The following is a 16091-nucleotide window of genomic DNA, read 5'->3' on the forward strand; positions in this document are numbered from 1 at the left end:
GGCCTACCCCCGACTCACGGACGAGCAGATCATGCTGCTGTCCAGGTACGGCGAGAAGCGGCTCGTCGACAAGGGCGAGGCCCTCTTCCGCGAGGGTGACCCGGACTGTGACTTCTTCGTGATCCTGTCGGGCTCGGTCGCCGTGGTGCAGGAGACCGAAGGGGAGCCTCGGCTGATCGCGGTCCATGGGCCCAGGCGCTTTCTCGGCGGCGTCGCCCTGCTGACTGGTCAGCGGCCCTACCTCACCGCCATCGCTCAGGAGCCCACCGAGGTCCTCGTGATTCCTGTCGACAACCTGAAGGAGGCAGTCACCGAGGACCCCGGGCTCGGCGACCTGATACTGCGGGCCTTCCTCCTCCGCCGTTCCCTTCACAGGGGCATCGGCGCGGGGTTCAGGATCATCGGCTCGCGGTTCTCTCCGGACTGCCGTCGGCTGCGGGACTTCGCGAGCCGCAACAGGCTGGCCTACAAGTGGATAGACCTGGAGCAGGATCGCGAGGCCGAGACGATCCTGCAGCGTCTGAACATCTCCCCGGAGCAGACGCCGGTCGTGATCTGGAAGGGCCGCAACGTTCTGCACAACCCGAGCAACGCCGAGCTGGCCAGCCTGATCGGACTGCGCTCCCCCGCGTCAGGCGCGTGTGACCTGCTTGTCGTCGGCGCTGGCCCAGCGGGGCTGGCGGCAGCGGTGTACGGCGCCTCCGAGGGGCTGTCGACAGTGGTGCTCGACGCTGTCGCCACCGGAGGGCAGGCGGCGACGTCGCCGCAGATCGAGAACTACCTCGGTTTCCCCGCGGGCATCTCCGGAGCAGAGCTGGCCGACCGCGCGGTCATCCAGGCCAGGAAGTTCGGCGCCTCGTTCACCATCCCGGCCGAGGCCGTCGCACTCTTGGAGGTCGGCGGGTCGCACGTCGTGCGGATCTCTGGCGACACGGACGTGATGGCCCATGCCGTGGTCCTCGCGACCGGGGCTCGTTACCGGCGGCTCGACGTACCAGGAGTGGAACGCCTGGAGGGAAGCAGCGTGTACTACGCGGCCACCGAGACGGAGGCGAAGCTGTGTCGCGCAGATCCGGTGGTGGTTGTCGGCGGGGGCAACTCCGCCGGCCAGGCCAGCGTGTTCCTCGCCAAGCACGCGTCGGCCGTGAACCTGGTCATCCGTCACGCGGACCTCGGCCGTGACATGTCTCGTTACCTGGCGGACGTGATCGAGCGGACACCGAGCATCCGCGTCTGGCGGAACTCCGCGATCGTCGAGCTGCTGGGCGAGACCACGCTCGCGGAAGTCGTGATCGAGGACCTGGGCACCGGTGACCGTCGGAGAATCCCCGCGGCTGCGTTGTTCGCGCTCATCGGCTCCTTGCCCCACACCCAGTGGCTCGCCGGCCAGCTCCCCCTTGACGAGAGCGGGTTCGTGGTGACCGGGCGGCAGATCACCGCCGGGGTAGGACCGGACAACCCGTGCGGACCGTCGATGTTCGAGACGGCTCGCCCAGGTGTCTTCGCAGTCGGTGATGTGCGCAGCGGCTCGGTGAAGAGAGTGGCGTCGGCCGTTGGGGAGGGCGCAGTCGTGGTGCGGCTGGTGCACGAGTTCATGGCAAGCTCAGGAGGCTTCTCGTGAGTGATCGGCAGGTGGCCAGCGAGCCCGCCAGGCAGGAGAGCTTGGGCAAGTCCGGGCGGTCGTCAGGTGAAGCGCAGCCGAAGCCGTGGCGAACCGAGGGGCTTCCTCGATCCGCCCAGGACGATCAGAAGCCTGAGCGACCCCACTGGGCACGAGTCGTGGCCTGGTTCGTGGCGGCGTACGCCGTCGTGTTCGTCGTCAGCACGATTCAAGACATCGCCGGCGGCCCGGAGACCGTGCCCTACACCGAGTTCACGTCTCAGGTCGAAAAGAAGAATGTCGCCGAGGTCTTCGCCCGGGGAAACACCATCGAAGGGACCCTGAAGTCACCTGCGGCGCTCCCCGGCAAGAAGAGCAGCACCTATCAGCAGTTCACCACGGAGCGGCCCGTCTTCGCGCAGGACGACCTCCTGGCCCAGCTGGAGCGATCCGGTGCCGCGGTCCGCGCGACACCAGTAGACGACCAACGAGGGCTTCTCGCGAACGCACTCATCTCTTTCGGGCCGATCTTGCTGCTGGTCGGGTTCTACTACTGGCTGTACAAGCGCCAGATAGGCGGTGGGCTGGGCGCCCTGATGGGCGTCGGCGGCAAGATGCACAAGCCGGTCGATCCCGAATCAGTCCGTGTCACGTTCGACGACGTTGCCGGCATCGACGAGGTCGAGGCCGAGATCACCGAGATCGTGGACTACCTCAAGGAACCAGAGCGATACCGCCGCCTGGGCGCCCGTGCCCCGAGGGGTGTCCTCTTGGCGGGGCCTCCTGGCACGGGCAAGACCCTGCTCGCGCGTGCGACCGCGGGTGAGGCCGGCGTGCCCTTCTTCTCGGCCAGTGGCTCGGAGTTCATCGAGATGATCGTGGGGGTCGGTGCCAGCCGTGTGCGCGAACTGTTCGCCGAAGCGCGCAAGGTGGCACCCGCAATCATCTTCATCGACGAGATCGACACGATCGGCCGCGCCCGCGGAGGTGCCCGCGCCGTCGGTGGTCACGACGAACGCGAACAGACCCTCAACCAGATCCTCACCGAGATGGACGGGTTCAGCGGCACCGAAGGAGTCGTGGTGCTGGCGGCCACCAACCGTCCCGACGTGCTCGATCCGGCTCTGCTCCGCCCGGGGCGATTCGACCGCACCATCACTGTCCACGCGCCGGACCAGAGCGGTCGTGCCGCCATCCTGGCCGTGCATACCCGCCACGTCCCCCTCGCGGACGACGTGGACCTGGACGAGCTGGCCCGCATCACCCCAGGCATGGTCGGCGCCGAGCTGGCGAATGTGGTGAACGAGGCCGCTCTAGCCGCTGCCCGACGACGCCAGTCCCGCGTCACCCACCGCGACTTCACCGAGGCGCTGGAGAAGGTCCAGCTCGGCACGGCACGCCATCTGGTGATGCCGGAGGCGGAGCGACGCCGTACGGCGTATCACGAGGGCGGCCACGCGCTCCTCGGGATGATCCAGCCGGGGGCGGACCCGGTCCGGAAGGTGTCCATCATTCCGCGAGGGCGCGCCCTTGGTGTCACGTTGTCGACGCCCGAGCAAGACCGCTACGGATATGACGCCAACTACCTACGCGGTCGCATCATCGGCGCCCTCGGCGGCAGAGCAGCCGAAGCCCTCGTCTTCGGGGTCACAAGCACGGGAGCCGAGAACGACCTCGAGAACGCCACCGAGATCGCTCGGCAGATGGTCGGCAGATGGGGTATGTCCGACCACATCGGGCCGGTGTCCGTGCTGCGCCCGGAGGGCGACCCGCGTCTGGCCGGGGTCTCGGACAGTCTGCTCGACGCCGTGGACCAGGAGGTGCGCCGGATCATCGACGAGTGCGCTCGGCGGGCCGAGGAACTTCTCGAGGAGAACCGAAGTCGTCTCGACAACCTCGCGGGACAGCTGCTCATCCACGAAACCCTCGACGAAGCCGCTGCCTACGCCGCGGCCGGAATCGAGCGGGTTCCGCGGTCATGAAGTCCCGGACGCTGGCCGGGGTGACGGCTGTGGGCGTCTTGGCGATCGTCGTCGCTGTCGCGATCCTCGTCCGCGAAAACGGCAGCGGTACGGCGGAGCCCACGCCCGTCGTCGAGCTGCGCGACACCCCCGGTGACCTCCCCGACGTGCTGGCCGCGGCGGAGGCCAGCATCCGTGACTACTGGTCGACAGGACTCGGCGAGGTCTACGGCAGGCCCTTCCACGACCTCGTCGGCGGATTCCAACCGAAATACCCGAACAGCCGCCCGTGGACGTGTCACGGCCAGAACCTCACCTACGACGACATCAAGGGCAACGCCTTCTACTGCGGCGGCCGGGGTGACGACTACATCGCCTACGACGCGGCGTACCTCCTGCCCCAGCTCAACCAGACCTTCGGCGCCCTGGCGCCTGCGGTCGTTCTCGCGCACGAGATGGGCCACGCGATACAGGCACGAGTGGGGGTCAAGGCTCCCTCGGTGGTGATCGAGCTCCAAGCCGACTGCTTCGCCGGGGCCTGGGTGGCGAACGCGCAGGCGTCGGCCCAGGACCCGGTCGCGATCGACGAGCCGGCCCTGGACTCCTCGGTCCGGGCGATCCTGGCGCTTCGCGACCGCCCCGGCACACCCGCGACAGCCCCGCAGGCGCACGGGTTGGCGTTCGACCGCGTGAACGCCTTCCAGACCGGTTATGAGCAGGGACCGCGAGAGTGCGCCACGTTCCCGAGCGGCAACGTGGTGACGACAGAGCTTCCGTTCCGGACCCTCACCGAGCTGCAGACCGGCGGCAACATCGGCTTCGGGGAGGCGGTCCCGTTCTTCACCGGTCATCTGGACGCCTTCTGGTCGGTGGCACTGGGCAAGCTCGCCGCGGGCGCGACGTATCACCGTCCCGCCACGGCCCACACCGCCGCTTCCCCGCTGCCCGCCTGCTCGAGCGACCCCGGTTACGACCGCGAGGCCGTATCCGGTTACTGCCTGCCGACCAACACCGTCGTCTGGGCGACGCTCGAGCTCGAACAGCTGCACCAGCGCATCGGCGACATGGCCACGGGGGCGGTCCTCTCCGACGACTGGGCACGAGCCGCACAGTCTCAAGCAGGGCTGCCGACCTCCGGAGTGGTCGCGGAGCTTCAGCAAGTCTGCTTCACCGGCAGCTGGGTCCTGTCGATCGCATCCGCAACCTCACCGGTCCGCCTGTCGCCAGGGGACATCGACGAGGTGCTCCTCGCGGTGCTGACGCCGACATCGCCGAACCAGACCCGCGAGGTCAAGGGGACCTCGTTCGAGCGCACCGCCGCGCTTCGCAGGGGGCTGCTCGGCGGCCTCAGCGCGTGCTCGACGTAGACACGCCGGTGCCGCGGCCCATGACGGCCGCGGCACGGTGGTGGTTCGGGATCAGGCAGCGATTCGCGTTGCCGGTCGCTCCTCGGACCGCCCGTCCTCGCGGGTCGGCGCCTTGGCGAGCTCTCGCCGTCGCAGCGTGACCATGGTCAGGCCGGCGAGCAGGCCGAGCGCGGCGGCGTACACCCCGAACGGCCAGGACCAGCTCAGGCCGAGCAGGCTGTCGAGCGAGACCCGACCGGGACCGGTGAAGCCGAGCCCGAGCGCGGTGACCGCGTAGAGCAGCGGCAGCTCGTAGCCGCCGTTGGCGTTCCACAGGCCGTGGCTGCTGTGGACGGCGGCGGCGGCGAACATCGTCCCGATGACGATCGCGGCGCCGAGCGGGGTGAGCAGACCGAGAGCGACCAGCGCGCCGCCGGTCACCTCGGCCAGGCCGGCCAGCACGGCCATCCGCCGGCCCGGTCGGTACCCGACGGAGTCGAAGAAGCCTGCGGTGCCGCGCAGCCCGGCCCCGCCGAACCAACCCAGGAGCTTCTGGGCGCCATGCCCGACGAGCAGCAGCCCGAGCACGACACGGATGATCAGCAGTCCAAGAGTCATCGCGGTCCCCTCCTTCCGAGCTCAGGATCAGTCGCCCCGCTGGGCGGGGCGACTGGTCTCAGCCAGTGGTGATCTCGATGCGGCGCGGCTTGGCGTGCTCCGTCTTGCGCACCACGACCCGCAGGACACCCTCCTGAAGGTTGGCCTCGACGTTGTCCGCGTCCACCTCACCGGGAAGGACCACGCGGTAGTCGAACTGGCCCGTACGGCGGGTCCGGCGGCGCAGGATGCCCGTCCGCTCGCGCTCCTTGACCTCACCGTGGATCCTCAGCTCGTTGTCCTGAAGCTCCACGGTGACGTCGTCGCGCTTGACGCCAGGCAGGTCGGCCTCGACCAGGAACGCCTCGTCGGTCTCCTCGATGTCGACCGCGGGCACCCAGCTGGTGACCAGACCATGACCGACGCCGGACTCCAGCAGCTTCGAAACGCGCTGCTGCATGTCATCGAACTCGCGGAAGGGGTTCCACCCCTGACGGTCTGTGTTCCTCAGTAGCTGCAACGTCATCTTCCACACCTCCTCTGACGATCTCGAAGGCGCCGAAAGTTTTCGCCCATGAAGACGCGTGCGGCTGAGTCCATATTCCCGACTCGGCTCGTCGCAGCCGTGATCGTGGTCACATCCAAGCCAGCGACCGGAACCAGACAGGGATCCGGGCCCTGCCAGCTGGCAGCAACGCCATCCACATGCGGCGACCGACGGAGGCTCCGGGCTCGCCAGCACAGCTGACAGAAGCAGCTCAGCCGGCCCGGGTCGACAGCGCAGTCAGAACATCCCGTTGTCGTTGGCGGAGCTCTGGGAAAACACCTGCAGGACCGTCCCAGCGCTCCACGCTCTTCCCGTCCGGGTCGAGCCGAAAGATGTCCATGCCGGCACAGTCGTCGGAGCTCGGCCAGGTCTGATGGCAATGCAGGACGACATGTTCGCCTTCTGCGAAGGCTCGGACGAAGCCGACGTGCTTGCCGGGGTACTCCGTGGCCATGCGCTCGAAGTACTCGATGAAGGCTTCCTTGCCGTCGGCGACGTGAGGGTTGTGCTGCCGGTACTGGTCGCCTGCGTAGCGCTCGATGGCCTCGCGTGGACGGCACTGGTTGAGCATGGGGTCGTAGAACGCCTTCACGTTCTTCTTGTTCCGCTCAAGGTCCGAGGCCACGTGTCACCACTCCTCTGCGCGTTGGTGCCGGCGCAACCGCTCGGCAAGACCGGACGTTCCTCGGAACCACTGGCCGTTCACGGGTTGCCGGCACCGCTCAGCGTAAGCTGCCGCCGGTGGTGCTCGTAGTGCTGGGTGGCGTAGTGCAGGACGTCCTGGACCGTCATGAAGTCGCGGAAGTAGGGGTCCCAGCCGACCGGGAAGTGCATCCCGCGAGCCAGCTGCTTCTCGGTCGAGCGTTCGAGCGTGTGGATGAGGCTCGCGGTGACGCGGTCCATGACGGCCTCCATGCCGCTGTGGCCGAGCACTCGGGCTCCGCCGAGGGAGCCGAGATAGTTGACGACGTGGAACGGTCTCGTCGCGGAGTTCAGGGCCTGGGCGAACCGGCGCGAGGCGCCGGGCGGCAGCACCGAGAATCCTCGGACCAGCCAGAGCAGGGTGCGCACGATCATGTAGCCGAAGAGCATGTGGAACAGCAGCTGGTCGTTGGTCCACTCGGTGCCGTTGCTGCGCTTGCGGAGCTCCGCGGTGGTGGCCCCGTCGACCAGGCGATGGAAGTCGTTGCGCGCGGCGCGGATCTCGTCGGCGGTCTCGGCTGGTGTCACGGTGGCTCCCGGGTCTTGCCTCAGTGCCAAAGGTAGTCATGCATGTCGGCCCCGCTAGGTGCAGACGGTCGCTGCGCCGCTCGACCAGCACCACGTCACGCCGGACACCGGCCTCGGGTCCGTACGGCGTGGCGCAGGGCGCACCGTGGTCACTCGGTCACCGCGTGGCCAGCGCCGAGCGAAGGGACTCCAGCGCCGTCGGCACGATCGAGTACCACATGTTGCGGCCACGCTTCTCGGCCGTCACCAGTCCCGCCTTGGACAGCACCTTGAGGTGGTGGCTCACCGTGCCCTGCGAGCGGCCGACGGGCTCGGTCAGGTCGCAGACGCACACGGCGCCTTTGTCGGCGTTGGCGAGCAGCGAGACCAGGCGCAACCGCACCGGGTCTCCGAGCGCGGCGAACCGCTCCGAGAGGACCTCGGCGTCGGTCTCGGGCAGCGGCTCGAGTGCCAGCGGGGTGCAGCACTCGACAGCGGCCGGCTGGTCCAGCAGCGGCAGTTTCTTCACGCCCACCAAGGCCTCCCTCACAGATGGTGTGGAGACATTCTGCCAAAGCATTGACAAACGTCAATACTTTGGTAACCATCGAAATTGGTTTCCACTGTCGTCAGGAGCTCCTCATGTCGCGCATCCAGCTCGCCCTCAACGTCAACGACATCGACGAGGCCGTCGACTTCTACTCCACGCTGTTCGACACCGCCCCGGCCAAGCGTCGCCCGGGCTACGCGAACTTCGCCGTCGAGAACCCGCCGCTCAAGCTCGTGCTGTTCGAGAACGCCGAGGCGACCGGCACGCTCAACCACGTCGGGATCGAGCGGACCTCGATGGACGAGGTGCAGGCCGAGGCCGACCGGCTCGAGGCCGCGGGTCTGACCTTGGACGTCGAGGGTGGCGTCGTGTGCTGCTACGCCCGCCAGGACAAGCACTGGGTCACCGGACCCGACGGCCAGCGCTGGGAGAACTACGTCGTCCTCGCGGACGCCCACCCCGAGCTCGAGGGGAAGACCAGCGCCCAGCTCACCGAGCTCGAGCGCGCGGACGACGCCGCGGCCAGCGGCTGCTGCACGGGCTTCCAGAACGCCGAGGCCGCCGCCGACACCAGGGCCACCCAAGCCCAGCCGGCTACCGCCGGATCTCCCTGCTGCTGAATCGCGGCCGGCCACGACCCACAGGACGGACAGAACCCATGCATCCTTTGAACACCTCAGGTCTCCTCGCCGCAGAGCTGACCCGCGATCGGCTCGAGGTCGCCCGGCGGTCACGACTGGCCCGGCTGGCCAGCTGCTGCCACCCCAGCACCTGGCGTCGCCTCGCCGGCCGAGTGCGCGAGTCGGCACAGTCACTGCGTCGAGCAGGGACCAGCCCGGCAGCCGCGTGCTGCGGCTGAGGCCGGATCCCGACTCGCTCGGGCAGGCCGGCCCACCAGCGTGGTGTCCTCATGCCAGGAGTTCAGCGAGAACGGCGGGGCCGAGGTGGCCAAGTACGAGGGCGACACACTGCGAGCTTGTCCTCGCCGACCTGCTCCTGGATCAAGACCTCCCGTCGAAGACCTGTGCAGGCCCACACCGTGCAGGAACACCCCGGGAAGCGCCCTGGTGCTACTCCGTCGGTCCGTACCGGGCGTAGTAGCGGCTCATGATCCGCGCGTGGTCTCGCTGCGCGTCGGACCAGCCGACGAGTCGTCCGGGCCGGCGGTGCAACCACCGTCGTAGAGCCCACCGCACACCGCGGCCAGCACGCACGTGCCTGTCAACAGCATGATCATGGCCCAGCCCATGGAGACCGCCTCCACCTCGAGGATATGCCTCGACCGGCCGGAATGGGCGAGCTCTGCGTCAGCCGCGAAGTGGAGCCAGGAGAAGCGGGAGGACGTCGTCGGCGTTCGCGACCAGCCGGTGCTCGAAGCCCTCGCAGGCTTCGGACGACAGGTTCACGGCGACGGACGTCGCCTGGACGTCTATCGCGTAGCGAAGCAGCTTCGGCACGGTCCACGTCGTCATCGAGCTGCCCACGACCAGTAGTGCGTCGCATTCGCGTACGGCGTTCCGGGTGTTCCAGTGCGCGTCGATCGCGAGCTCCTCACCGAAGAGCACGACATCGGGCCGGGACGGTCCGCCGCAGGAGACGCACGTAGCGCGTGCGGCGGACGGTCGGACGTCCGGGACCAGGTTCCAACCGCACCCGCTGTCGAGGCAGCGGTTCGCGAAAACCGAACCGTGCAAGTGGTGCACGGGCCCGGGCACACCGTCCGTCTTCGAGGCTGCGCGCTCGTGCAGGTCGTCGACGTTCGTGGTCGTCAGCGTCACGGTGCGACCCTCCGCCGCAGATGACGCAATCCACTCCGCAAGAGCGACGTGCGCGGCGGTGGGCCGGACGCTCTCGACCTGCTCGCGCAACCGCGCCGTGTAGTCCCGCAGATCGGCTACGGAAGCCGGCATCGCCTCGGCCATCAGGAAGTCGGGGACGGCGAGGTTGCCCTCGGTGTCGGTGTAGAGGCCGCCGACGCCACGGTACGGCGGCAGCCCCGCGGCAACGCTGATCCCGGCGCCTGTCACGACGAGGACTCGTCGCGCACGCGCGAGCGCCCGCGTTGCGAGGTCGAGACCGGCAAGCCCTCGCTCCGTCCGCGGGCCGCGCCATCGGATGGTGTTGCCTCGCACGGCGTCTCCTGTCTCGCGTCTCCTCGTCGATAGGCACGTACATTGCCGCAGGCAGCAAGCGTGCGTGGCGAAAACCGGCGACAACCTGACGCCGAGGGAGTCGTCAGCCGCGCGCGGTCTCGGGCAACCGCGTGCCGGCGGCAATCCCGTCGGCGTGCTCGTGGCGAACCGCGACGGCGACGTCGTACCCCTCCGGAACCGGGACGACCGAGGCGATCACGTACGCGGGGAAGTAGCGGACTCCGGCCACCCGCGGGATCGCGGTGGGGCGCTCCTCGACCCCGGCCGGCAGTACGTCGGCGCCGAAGGTCTCGAGGCCGGGCACCGTGTCCGGGAACGAGAGCGCGGTCAGCCACGCATCGCGGACCAGGGCGCCGATCCGCTCGTCGGCCGGTTCGCGCGGGTCGGTGAGCGTGTGCCACTGCCACACGACCGTCTCCGCCGTGGCCTGCGCGTGCCGGAACGCGGCATCGGCCAGCCAGCTGGAGCCCCAGGAACCTGCACCGGGATGTGGCCGGTCGCAGGCGGGGTCGGTGGCGACGGCGTGCCGCCACTCCACGGCGCGCACCTGCGTCGTGAACACGCTCAGCAGGTGGCTGAGGTCGTGCAGCAGCCCGACCGTGTAGCGATGCCCCGTCATGTCGCCCCCAAAGACTCGGCCCGGATCACTCCAGAGAGGAGCGACGAGCCGACTTCATGATGCGACGCAGCGCGCGGGGCCGTGGCGGATTTTGCCGAACCCTTGCCGCCGCTCTAGATAGGTCAGTACCGGTCGGTGACGCGGAGCTTTCCGCTCGAGGTGGCCCTCAGGCTCGCGACGTACATCCAGCGCTGGTTGCAACCCTCCGGGCTGGTGCGGCAGGACGGGTTCTTCTGGTAACCGACGTGACCGGTGCGCCACGCGGAGTACGCCAGCCGGAGCCGGCCCTGGTCGTCCACGACCGGGGTCTGCGCACCAGGGCCGGCGACGACGGAGTCGCTGGCCAGCAGTGGCTTGTCGACCGGGCGCTTGCACGGGCCGAGCGGGCCGCTGCAGACGGCGTAGCCGATGGCGTACTTCGCGGTCGTGTACTTGTGCGCCGAGTAGAACAGGTAGATCCGGCCGTCGTACTTCAGCGGGGACGGCGCCTCGATGACGTTGCCCTCCCACCTGGCCGCGGTCTGCAGCAGCACCTTGGTCTTCGCGCCGGGCGCGAACCGGCTGCCGTCGGCGGTCATCTGCCGCGCGACGACCTGCGTCGGCTTCGAGCCGGGCACGCCGGCGTTCTTCCAGACCAGGTAGACCTTGCCGCGGTGCTTGAGCCAGGCCGGGTCGATCGAGCCCATCGGGTCCTTCGAGCAGTACAGCGGCTTGGAGGAGGTGTCCACGAACGGGCCGGCCGGGTGCGGCGCGGTCGCCAGGGACAGGCAGTGGCGGTTGCTGTTCCGGCTCGTCTGTACGGCGTACGCGTTGACGAAGCGACCCGCGAACTCGGCCACGGCGGGCGACCACACCCCCGGCTTGCCGTTCGGGGGAAGCTTGGCCGCCCACGAGGCGGGCTGCGGCATCGCGTCGTTGTAACCGACCCAGTGGTGGTAGCCGGCCTCGAGCGGCCACGCCTCGCGGGCCGTCCACGTCTGCAGGTCCGGCGAGGTCATGACCGGCAGGTTGTTGCCGTCGAGGTTGGTCGCGTAGGCGTACCAGAGCCCGCCGCTCCTCAGGATCGACGGGGCGCCGAACTCACCGGTGTAGAGCTGACCGGCCCAGAACCGGTCGCTGCCGGGCGCCGCGGAGGCCGGCGGGGCGGCCGACGGCGCGACCAGGGCGGCGGCCAGCGCGGCCAGGGTCAGCAGCGCGAGCAGGCAAGTGCGGATCGGGTGCGGGGCGACAGTACGCATGCGGCGACCATCGGCACGCGCGCCGCCGGTGTGAGGCAGTGCTCGGGCGGGCCGGGGTGTGCTCGGTCACCACGGCCCGCCCGCCCCGCCGGTGCGTGGCGTCAGGACGGAGGTCGGGTCACGGCTCCTCGACGATGCCGAGCAGCAGGCGCACGATCCTCGCCACGACGACACCGGCGGCGACACCGACCGCGCTGCCGATCGCCGCGGAGGTGAGGATGCCGAGGAACGCGGCACGCACCCGCCCCGGCTCGGCGGCGAACCAGGCGACCAGACGGCCGATCCATATGCACACGCGAACGGCCGCGGCCCAGAGGCCGGTGCCGACCGCGGCGAGCACCGAGGCCAGGGTCCTGCCCCACTGGCGGAAGGTGTAATGGGGCGGCGCCGGGAGCTGGTTCGGTAGCCGGTTGGGAAGAGTGGTGGTCGACATCGATCAACAATCCCCTGCGTCTCAGGCGATCTGGGCCGTCCGCAGCTCGCGCAGGTCGCGGGTGCCCTCGACGAGCAGGCCGAAGATCCGCTCGTAGCCGGCCGCCATCACCGACAGGTCGAACCGCTCCTCGGCGTGCTTGCGGCACGTGGCCGGGTCGAGCTCCGTCGCGCGCTCGAGCGCGCCGGCGAACGACGCCGCGTCATCGACGATGACACCGGTCTCGCCGTGCTCGAGCACCTCCGGGACGCTGCCCCGCCGTATGGCCGCGACGGGCGTGCCGCAGGCCAGAGCCTCGACCATGACCATGCCGAACGGTTCCTCCCACTGGATCGGGAAGGCCATGACCGCGGCGTGCGAGAACAGCTCGCGCTTGAGCGCGGCGTCGGCTTCACCGACGTACTCCGCGTCGACGCCGGCCTGCCTACCCAGGCGCGGGCGGACCGCCTCCTCGAAGTAGGCGCGCTCGGCGGGCTCGTTGAGCTTGCCGGCGAGGATGATGCGGCGGCCGATCCTGCGGGCCGCGTCGATGGCCAGGTGCGCGCCCTTGTCGGGGCTGAACCGGCCGATCCACAGCACGTAGTCGTCCTTCTCCTCGACGTAGGGGAACGACGACACGTCGATGCCGTTGTGCACGACGCCGACCCAGTTCAGCCGCGGGTTCAGTCGCTGCTGCGCCGCCGAGATGGCGACCACGTCGACGGCGTCGCCGAGGGTCTCGTAGTAGCGACCGTTGGCGCCGAGCACCGGACCGTGCATGGTGACGACCGTCGGCACGTCGCGCGAGCCGGCGAGCAGCGGCCCGGCCAGGCTGTGGTCGTGCACCAGATCGACGTCGAGGTCGGCCAGCGCCCGGGCGGCGACCGCGGCCGCCTGCACCTCGGGCATCGGGTCCCCGAGCAGCTCCGACGGCGGCTCGTCGTACACCTGGACGAAGTGCTGGGCCTTGGTCCTGTGCTGCCCGGAGCCCACCAGCGTGACTTCGTGCCCGCGCTCGACGAGCTGGTCCACGAGGCCGGCGACGACCGCCTCGGTGCCGCCGTAGCCTCGCGGTGGGAGCTCGAACCACGGCGGGGCCACCAAGGCGATCCGCAAGGGGGACGGTGACGGCGAGACGGTCAGTGGCATCCGAGGCACTCCTTCCGGTCTGGCGTCATCGACGCAGGTTTACTCCTCTTTGAGTTAGGGTAAAGTTGCAAATCGATTTATAGGTTCTGAGTAGGGGGAGGTCAAGCGAAACCGATGTCCGTCCTCGACCGTGAGACCGAGATCACCGAGAACACCCAGATCGCCAAGAACACCGAGAACACCGCGAACACCGAGAACACCGCGCGGAGCCCGCGCTCGGCGGAGGTGGCGGCCTCCAGTGCCGTCGTGGCCCGCGACCCGCACGTGACCCTGGTGGAGGGGTCGTCGTTCTGCGTCTCCGACCACGCCGGGACGATCGAACCCGGCGGCGTGCACGGCCTGTTCGTCCGCGACACGCGTGTGCTCTCACGCTGGAAGCTCTACGTCGACGGCTACCCCGTCGAGCCGCTGACCGTCGTCTCCGAGGAGCCGTTCAGCTGCCGCTTCCTCGGCCGGTGCGCACCGCGGCCCGGGCTGCCGGACGCCACGCTGATCACCGCGGTTCGCCGGTACGTCGGCCAGGGCATGCGCGAGGACATCACGCTGCACAACCACGGCGCCGAGGCCGCCGGGGTCGAGATCCACCTCGAGGCCGACGCGGACTTCGCGGACCTGTTCGAGGTCAAGGACCGTCGTGGGGGCGGGCGTCGGGTCGTCGGCCGGCGCGTCGTCGGGTCGGACATCGTCTACTGGCTCGAGCACACGCCCAACCAGCGCGGCGTGCGGGTCTCCGCGCCCGGCGCGCAGATCAACCCCGACGGCATCACGTTCCGCGCCGTCGTACCCCCGCACGGCTCGTGGTCGACCACGGTCGAGGTGCTGCCCAGCGTCGGGGGCCAGGAGATCGCGGCCGTCTTCCCGACCGACCGGCCGGTGGAGACGGCAGCACCGGCCGAGCGGATGCGCGACTGGACCGCGGCCGCGCCCGAGATCGACGTCGGCCACCCGGGGCTCGCCTCCGCGCTGCGGATCAGCCGGCGCGACCTGGGCGCGCTGCGCATCACCGACGCCGACCACCCCGACGACGACGTCGTCGCGGCAGGTGCCCCGTGGTTCATGGCGCTCTTCGGGCGTGACTCACTGCTCACCAGCGCGATGCTGCTCCCCTACATGCCCGAGCTTGCGCTCGGCACGCTGCGCACGCTGGCGAGGCTGCAGGGCACGCGCGAGGACGCGATGACCGAGGAGCAGCCCGGCAAGATCCTGCACGAGGTGCGCCTGGGTGCCGACCTCTCGCTGGCCCTCGGCGGCGACAGCGTCTACTACGGGTCGATCGACTCGACTCCCCTGTTCGTCATGCTGGTCGGCCAGGCGCTGCGGTGGGGCGTGCCGATCGAGAAGCTGCGCGAGCTGGTCCCGGCCGTCGACCGCGCGATCAACTGGATCGAGGTGTACGGCGATCGCGACGGGGACGGTTTCGTGGAGTACCAGCGCTCCACCGACCGAGGCCTGCTCAACCAGGGCTGGAAGGACAGCTTCGACTCGATCGCGTTCGCCGACGGGCGGCCCGCGCGCACCCCGATCGCGCTGGCCGAGGTGCAGGGCTACGTGTACGCGGCGTACCTCGCCCGAGCCGACCTCGCCGAGGCCCTCGGCGAGGACGGGACGCCGTGGCGCGACAAGGCGGCGGACCTCAAGCGCCGGTTCCACGAGGCGTTCTGGCTGCCGTCGCTCGGCTTCTACGCACTCGCCCTCGACGGCGACAAGCGGCCCGTCGACGTGCGCACCTCCAACATCGGCCACTGCCTCTGGACCGGGATCGTCGACGACTCCGTGGCCGAGCAGGTCGTCCAGCACCTGCTGTCGCCGGCCATGTTCACCGGGTTCGGGCTGCGCACGCTGTCGAGCGACGCGACCTCGTACAACCCGGTGAGCTACCACAACGGCTCGGTGTGGCCGCACGACACCGTGATCGGTGCGTCCGGCATCGCCCGCTACGGGTTCCGGGCCGAGGCCGAGCGCGTGCTCGCCGGACTGCTCGACGCGGCCGAGGCGTTCGGCGGCCGGCTGCCGGAGCTCTTCTGCGGGTTCGACCGCGCCGACGTACCGGTGCCGGTGCCCTACCCGACCTCGTGCTCGCCGCAGGCCTGGGCCGCCGCCGTGCCCTTCGAGGTGCTGCGCCTCGTCGTCGGGCTCGACGCGCACGTGCCGCAGGGGCTGCTGACGGCCACGCGCGCGATGCCGCTGGCGGGCCATGTGGACATCGACGGGCTGAGGCTGGGCGACCGCACCGTGACGCTCCACGCCGACGCCTCCGACGTCCGCGTGGAGGGTTGGCCGCAGGGATAGGGTCCGGCGGGCCGAAGACCGGCTCGACCGGGCGACGACGATCGTGACGAAGCAGGTGTTCGATGGTTGACCCCGACAAGGACGCGGCGGCAGGCCGACCCTCGCCGCTCGACGACGACGACGCGCCCTTCTACACGATCGGCCAGGTCGCCCAGATCCTCGGCCTGCAGCCCGCCGCCCTGCGCCGGCTCGACGAGCAGGCGATCGTGAGCCCGAGCCGCTCCGAGGGCGGGCAGCGACGCTACAGCCGGCACGAGGTCGAGCGGCTGCGCGAGGTGATGCAGCTGACCGAGGACGGCGTCACACTGCCCGGCGTGCGCGAGGTGCTCGCGCTGCGCCAGCGCGTCAGCGACCTGGAGGACGAGATCGAGGCGTTGCGCGCGGAGGAGCACGGACAGGGGCGCGGTAAGCGAAAGTAGAG

At 69.8% G+C, this 16091-nt stretch carries 16 protein-coding genes; 6 read left to right on the plus strand and 10 right to left on the minus strand.

Translation table 11 applies throughout. The annotated features are described in order from the left end of the window. Nucleotides 1-31 precede the first annotated feature (31 nt). From ACYVIH_RS13650 to ACYVIH_RS13660, 3 genes are read left to right on the plus strand one after another with little or no spacing between them, the layout of a single operon-like run. Complete coding sequence (locus tag ACYVIH_RS13650) at nt 32-1621, plus strand: FAD-dependent oxidoreductase (RefSeq protein ID WP_460870006.1); 1590 nt, start codon at nt 32-34, stop codon at nt 1619-1621. 11 nt (nt 1622-1632) lie between these two features. After that, nucleotides 1633-3582: an ATP-dependent zinc metalloprotease FtsH gene (gene ftsH, locus ACYVIH_RS13655; RefSeq protein ID WP_460870007.1), complete on the plus strand. Its 1950-nt coding sequence runs from the start codon at nt 1633-1635 to the stop codon at nt 3580-3582. Further along, complete coding sequence (locus tag ACYVIH_RS13660; protein WP_460870008.1) at nt 3579-4928, plus strand: neutral zinc metallopeptidase; 1350 nt, start codon at nt 3579-3581, stop codon at nt 4926-4928. The genes ftsH and ACYVIH_RS13660 overlap by 4 nt, the downstream gene beginning before the upstream one ends. A gap of 51 nt (nt 4929-4979) precedes the next feature. On the opposite strand, the gene ACYVIH_RS13665 is transcribed toward ACYVIH_RS13660, so the two are convergent. From ACYVIH_RS13665 to ACYVIH_RS13685, 5 genes are all read right to left on the minus strand, one after another. Beyond that, nucleotides 4980-5525: a DoxX family protein gene (locus tag ACYVIH_RS13665; RefSeq protein ID WP_297415851.1), complete on the minus strand. Its 546-nt coding sequence runs from the start codon at nt 5523-5525 to the stop codon at nt 4980-4982. Between the two features lie 58 nt (nt 5526-5583). Then, a complete protein-coding gene (locus tag ACYVIH_RS13670; RefSeq protein WP_460870009.1) occupies nt 5584-6030 on the minus strand; it encodes an Hsp20/alpha crystallin family protein in 447 nt (148 codons plus the stop codon). A 232-nt stretch (nt 6031-6262) separates the two neighbouring features. Next, entirely contained in the window at nt 6263-6676 is a 414-nt protein-coding gene (locus tag ACYVIH_RS13675; protein ID WP_460870010.1) for a nuclear transport factor 2 family protein, read from the minus strand. Between the two features lie 77 nt (nt 6677-6753). After that, nucleotides 6754-7281, minus strand: coding sequence for a DinB family protein (locus tag ACYVIH_RS13680; RefSeq protein WP_297415854.1), 528 nt, complete (start codon nt 7279-7281; stop codon nt 6754-6756). Between the two features lie 157 nt (nt 7282-7438). Next, complete coding sequence (locus ACYVIH_RS13685) at nt 7439-7795, minus strand: ArsR/SmtB family transcription factor (RefSeq protein WP_460870011.1); 357 nt, start codon at nt 7793-7795, stop codon at nt 7439-7441. A gap of 107 nt (nt 7796-7902) precedes the next feature. Between ACYVIH_RS13685 and ACYVIH_RS13690 the strand changes: the two genes are divergently transcribed. Then, a complete protein-coding gene (locus ACYVIH_RS13690; protein WP_297415856.1) occupies nt 7903-8430 on the plus strand; it encodes an ArsI/CadI family heavy metal resistance metalloenzyme in 528 nt (175 codons plus the stop codon). Nucleotides 8431-9117: 687 nt separating this feature from the next. Here the strand turns inward: ACYVIH_RS13690 and ACYVIH_RS13695 are convergent. From ACYVIH_RS13695 to ACYVIH_RS13715, 5 genes are all read right to left on the minus strand, one after another. Next, complete coding sequence (locus ACYVIH_RS13695) at nt 9118-9837, minus strand: SIR2 family NAD-dependent protein deacylase (RefSeq protein ID WP_460870012.1); 720 nt, start codon at nt 9835-9837, stop codon at nt 9118-9120. 208 nt (nt 9838-10045) lie between these two features. Next, nucleotides 10046-10582, minus strand: coding sequence for a hypothetical protein (locus tag ACYVIH_RS13700; protein ID WP_460870013.1), 537 nt, complete (start codon nt 10580-10582; stop codon nt 10046-10048). A 122-nt stretch (nt 10583-10704) separates the two neighbouring features. After that, a complete protein-coding gene (locus ACYVIH_RS13705; protein ID WP_460870014.1) occupies nt 10705-11820 on the minus strand; it encodes a glycoside hydrolase family 43 protein in 1116 nt (371 codons plus the stop codon). A 118-nt stretch (nt 11821-11938) separates the two neighbouring features. Then, a complete protein-coding gene (locus ACYVIH_RS13710; RefSeq protein WP_460870015.1) occupies nt 11939-12253 on the minus strand; it encodes a hypothetical protein in 315 nt (104 codons plus the stop codon). A 21-nt stretch (nt 12254-12274) separates the two neighbouring features. Further along, entirely contained in the window at nt 12275-13381 is a 1107-nt protein-coding gene (locus ACYVIH_RS13715; protein WP_460870016.1) for a glycosyltransferase family 4 protein, read from the minus strand. A 114-nt stretch (nt 13382-13495) separates the two neighbouring features. Between ACYVIH_RS13715 and ACYVIH_RS13720 the strand changes: the two genes are divergently transcribed. Then, the gene (locus ACYVIH_RS13720) at nt 13496-15670 is read left to right on the plus strand and encodes an amylo-alpha-1,6-glucosidase (RefSeq protein WP_460870017.1); all 2175 of its coding nucleotides are present in this window, start codon (nt 13496-13498) and stop codon (nt 15668-15670) included. Nucleotides 15671-15732: 62 nt separating this feature from the next. Then, nucleotides 15733-16089 (plus strand): MerR family transcriptional regulator, encoded by a 357-nt coding sequence (locus tag ACYVIH_RS13725; RefSeq protein ID WP_460870018.1) that lies wholly within the window; start codon nt 15733-15735, stop codon nt 16087-16089. The last annotated feature ends 2 nt before the right edge of the window (nt 16090-16091 follow it).

This window comes from Nocardioides pakistanensis, assembly GCF_054781215.1.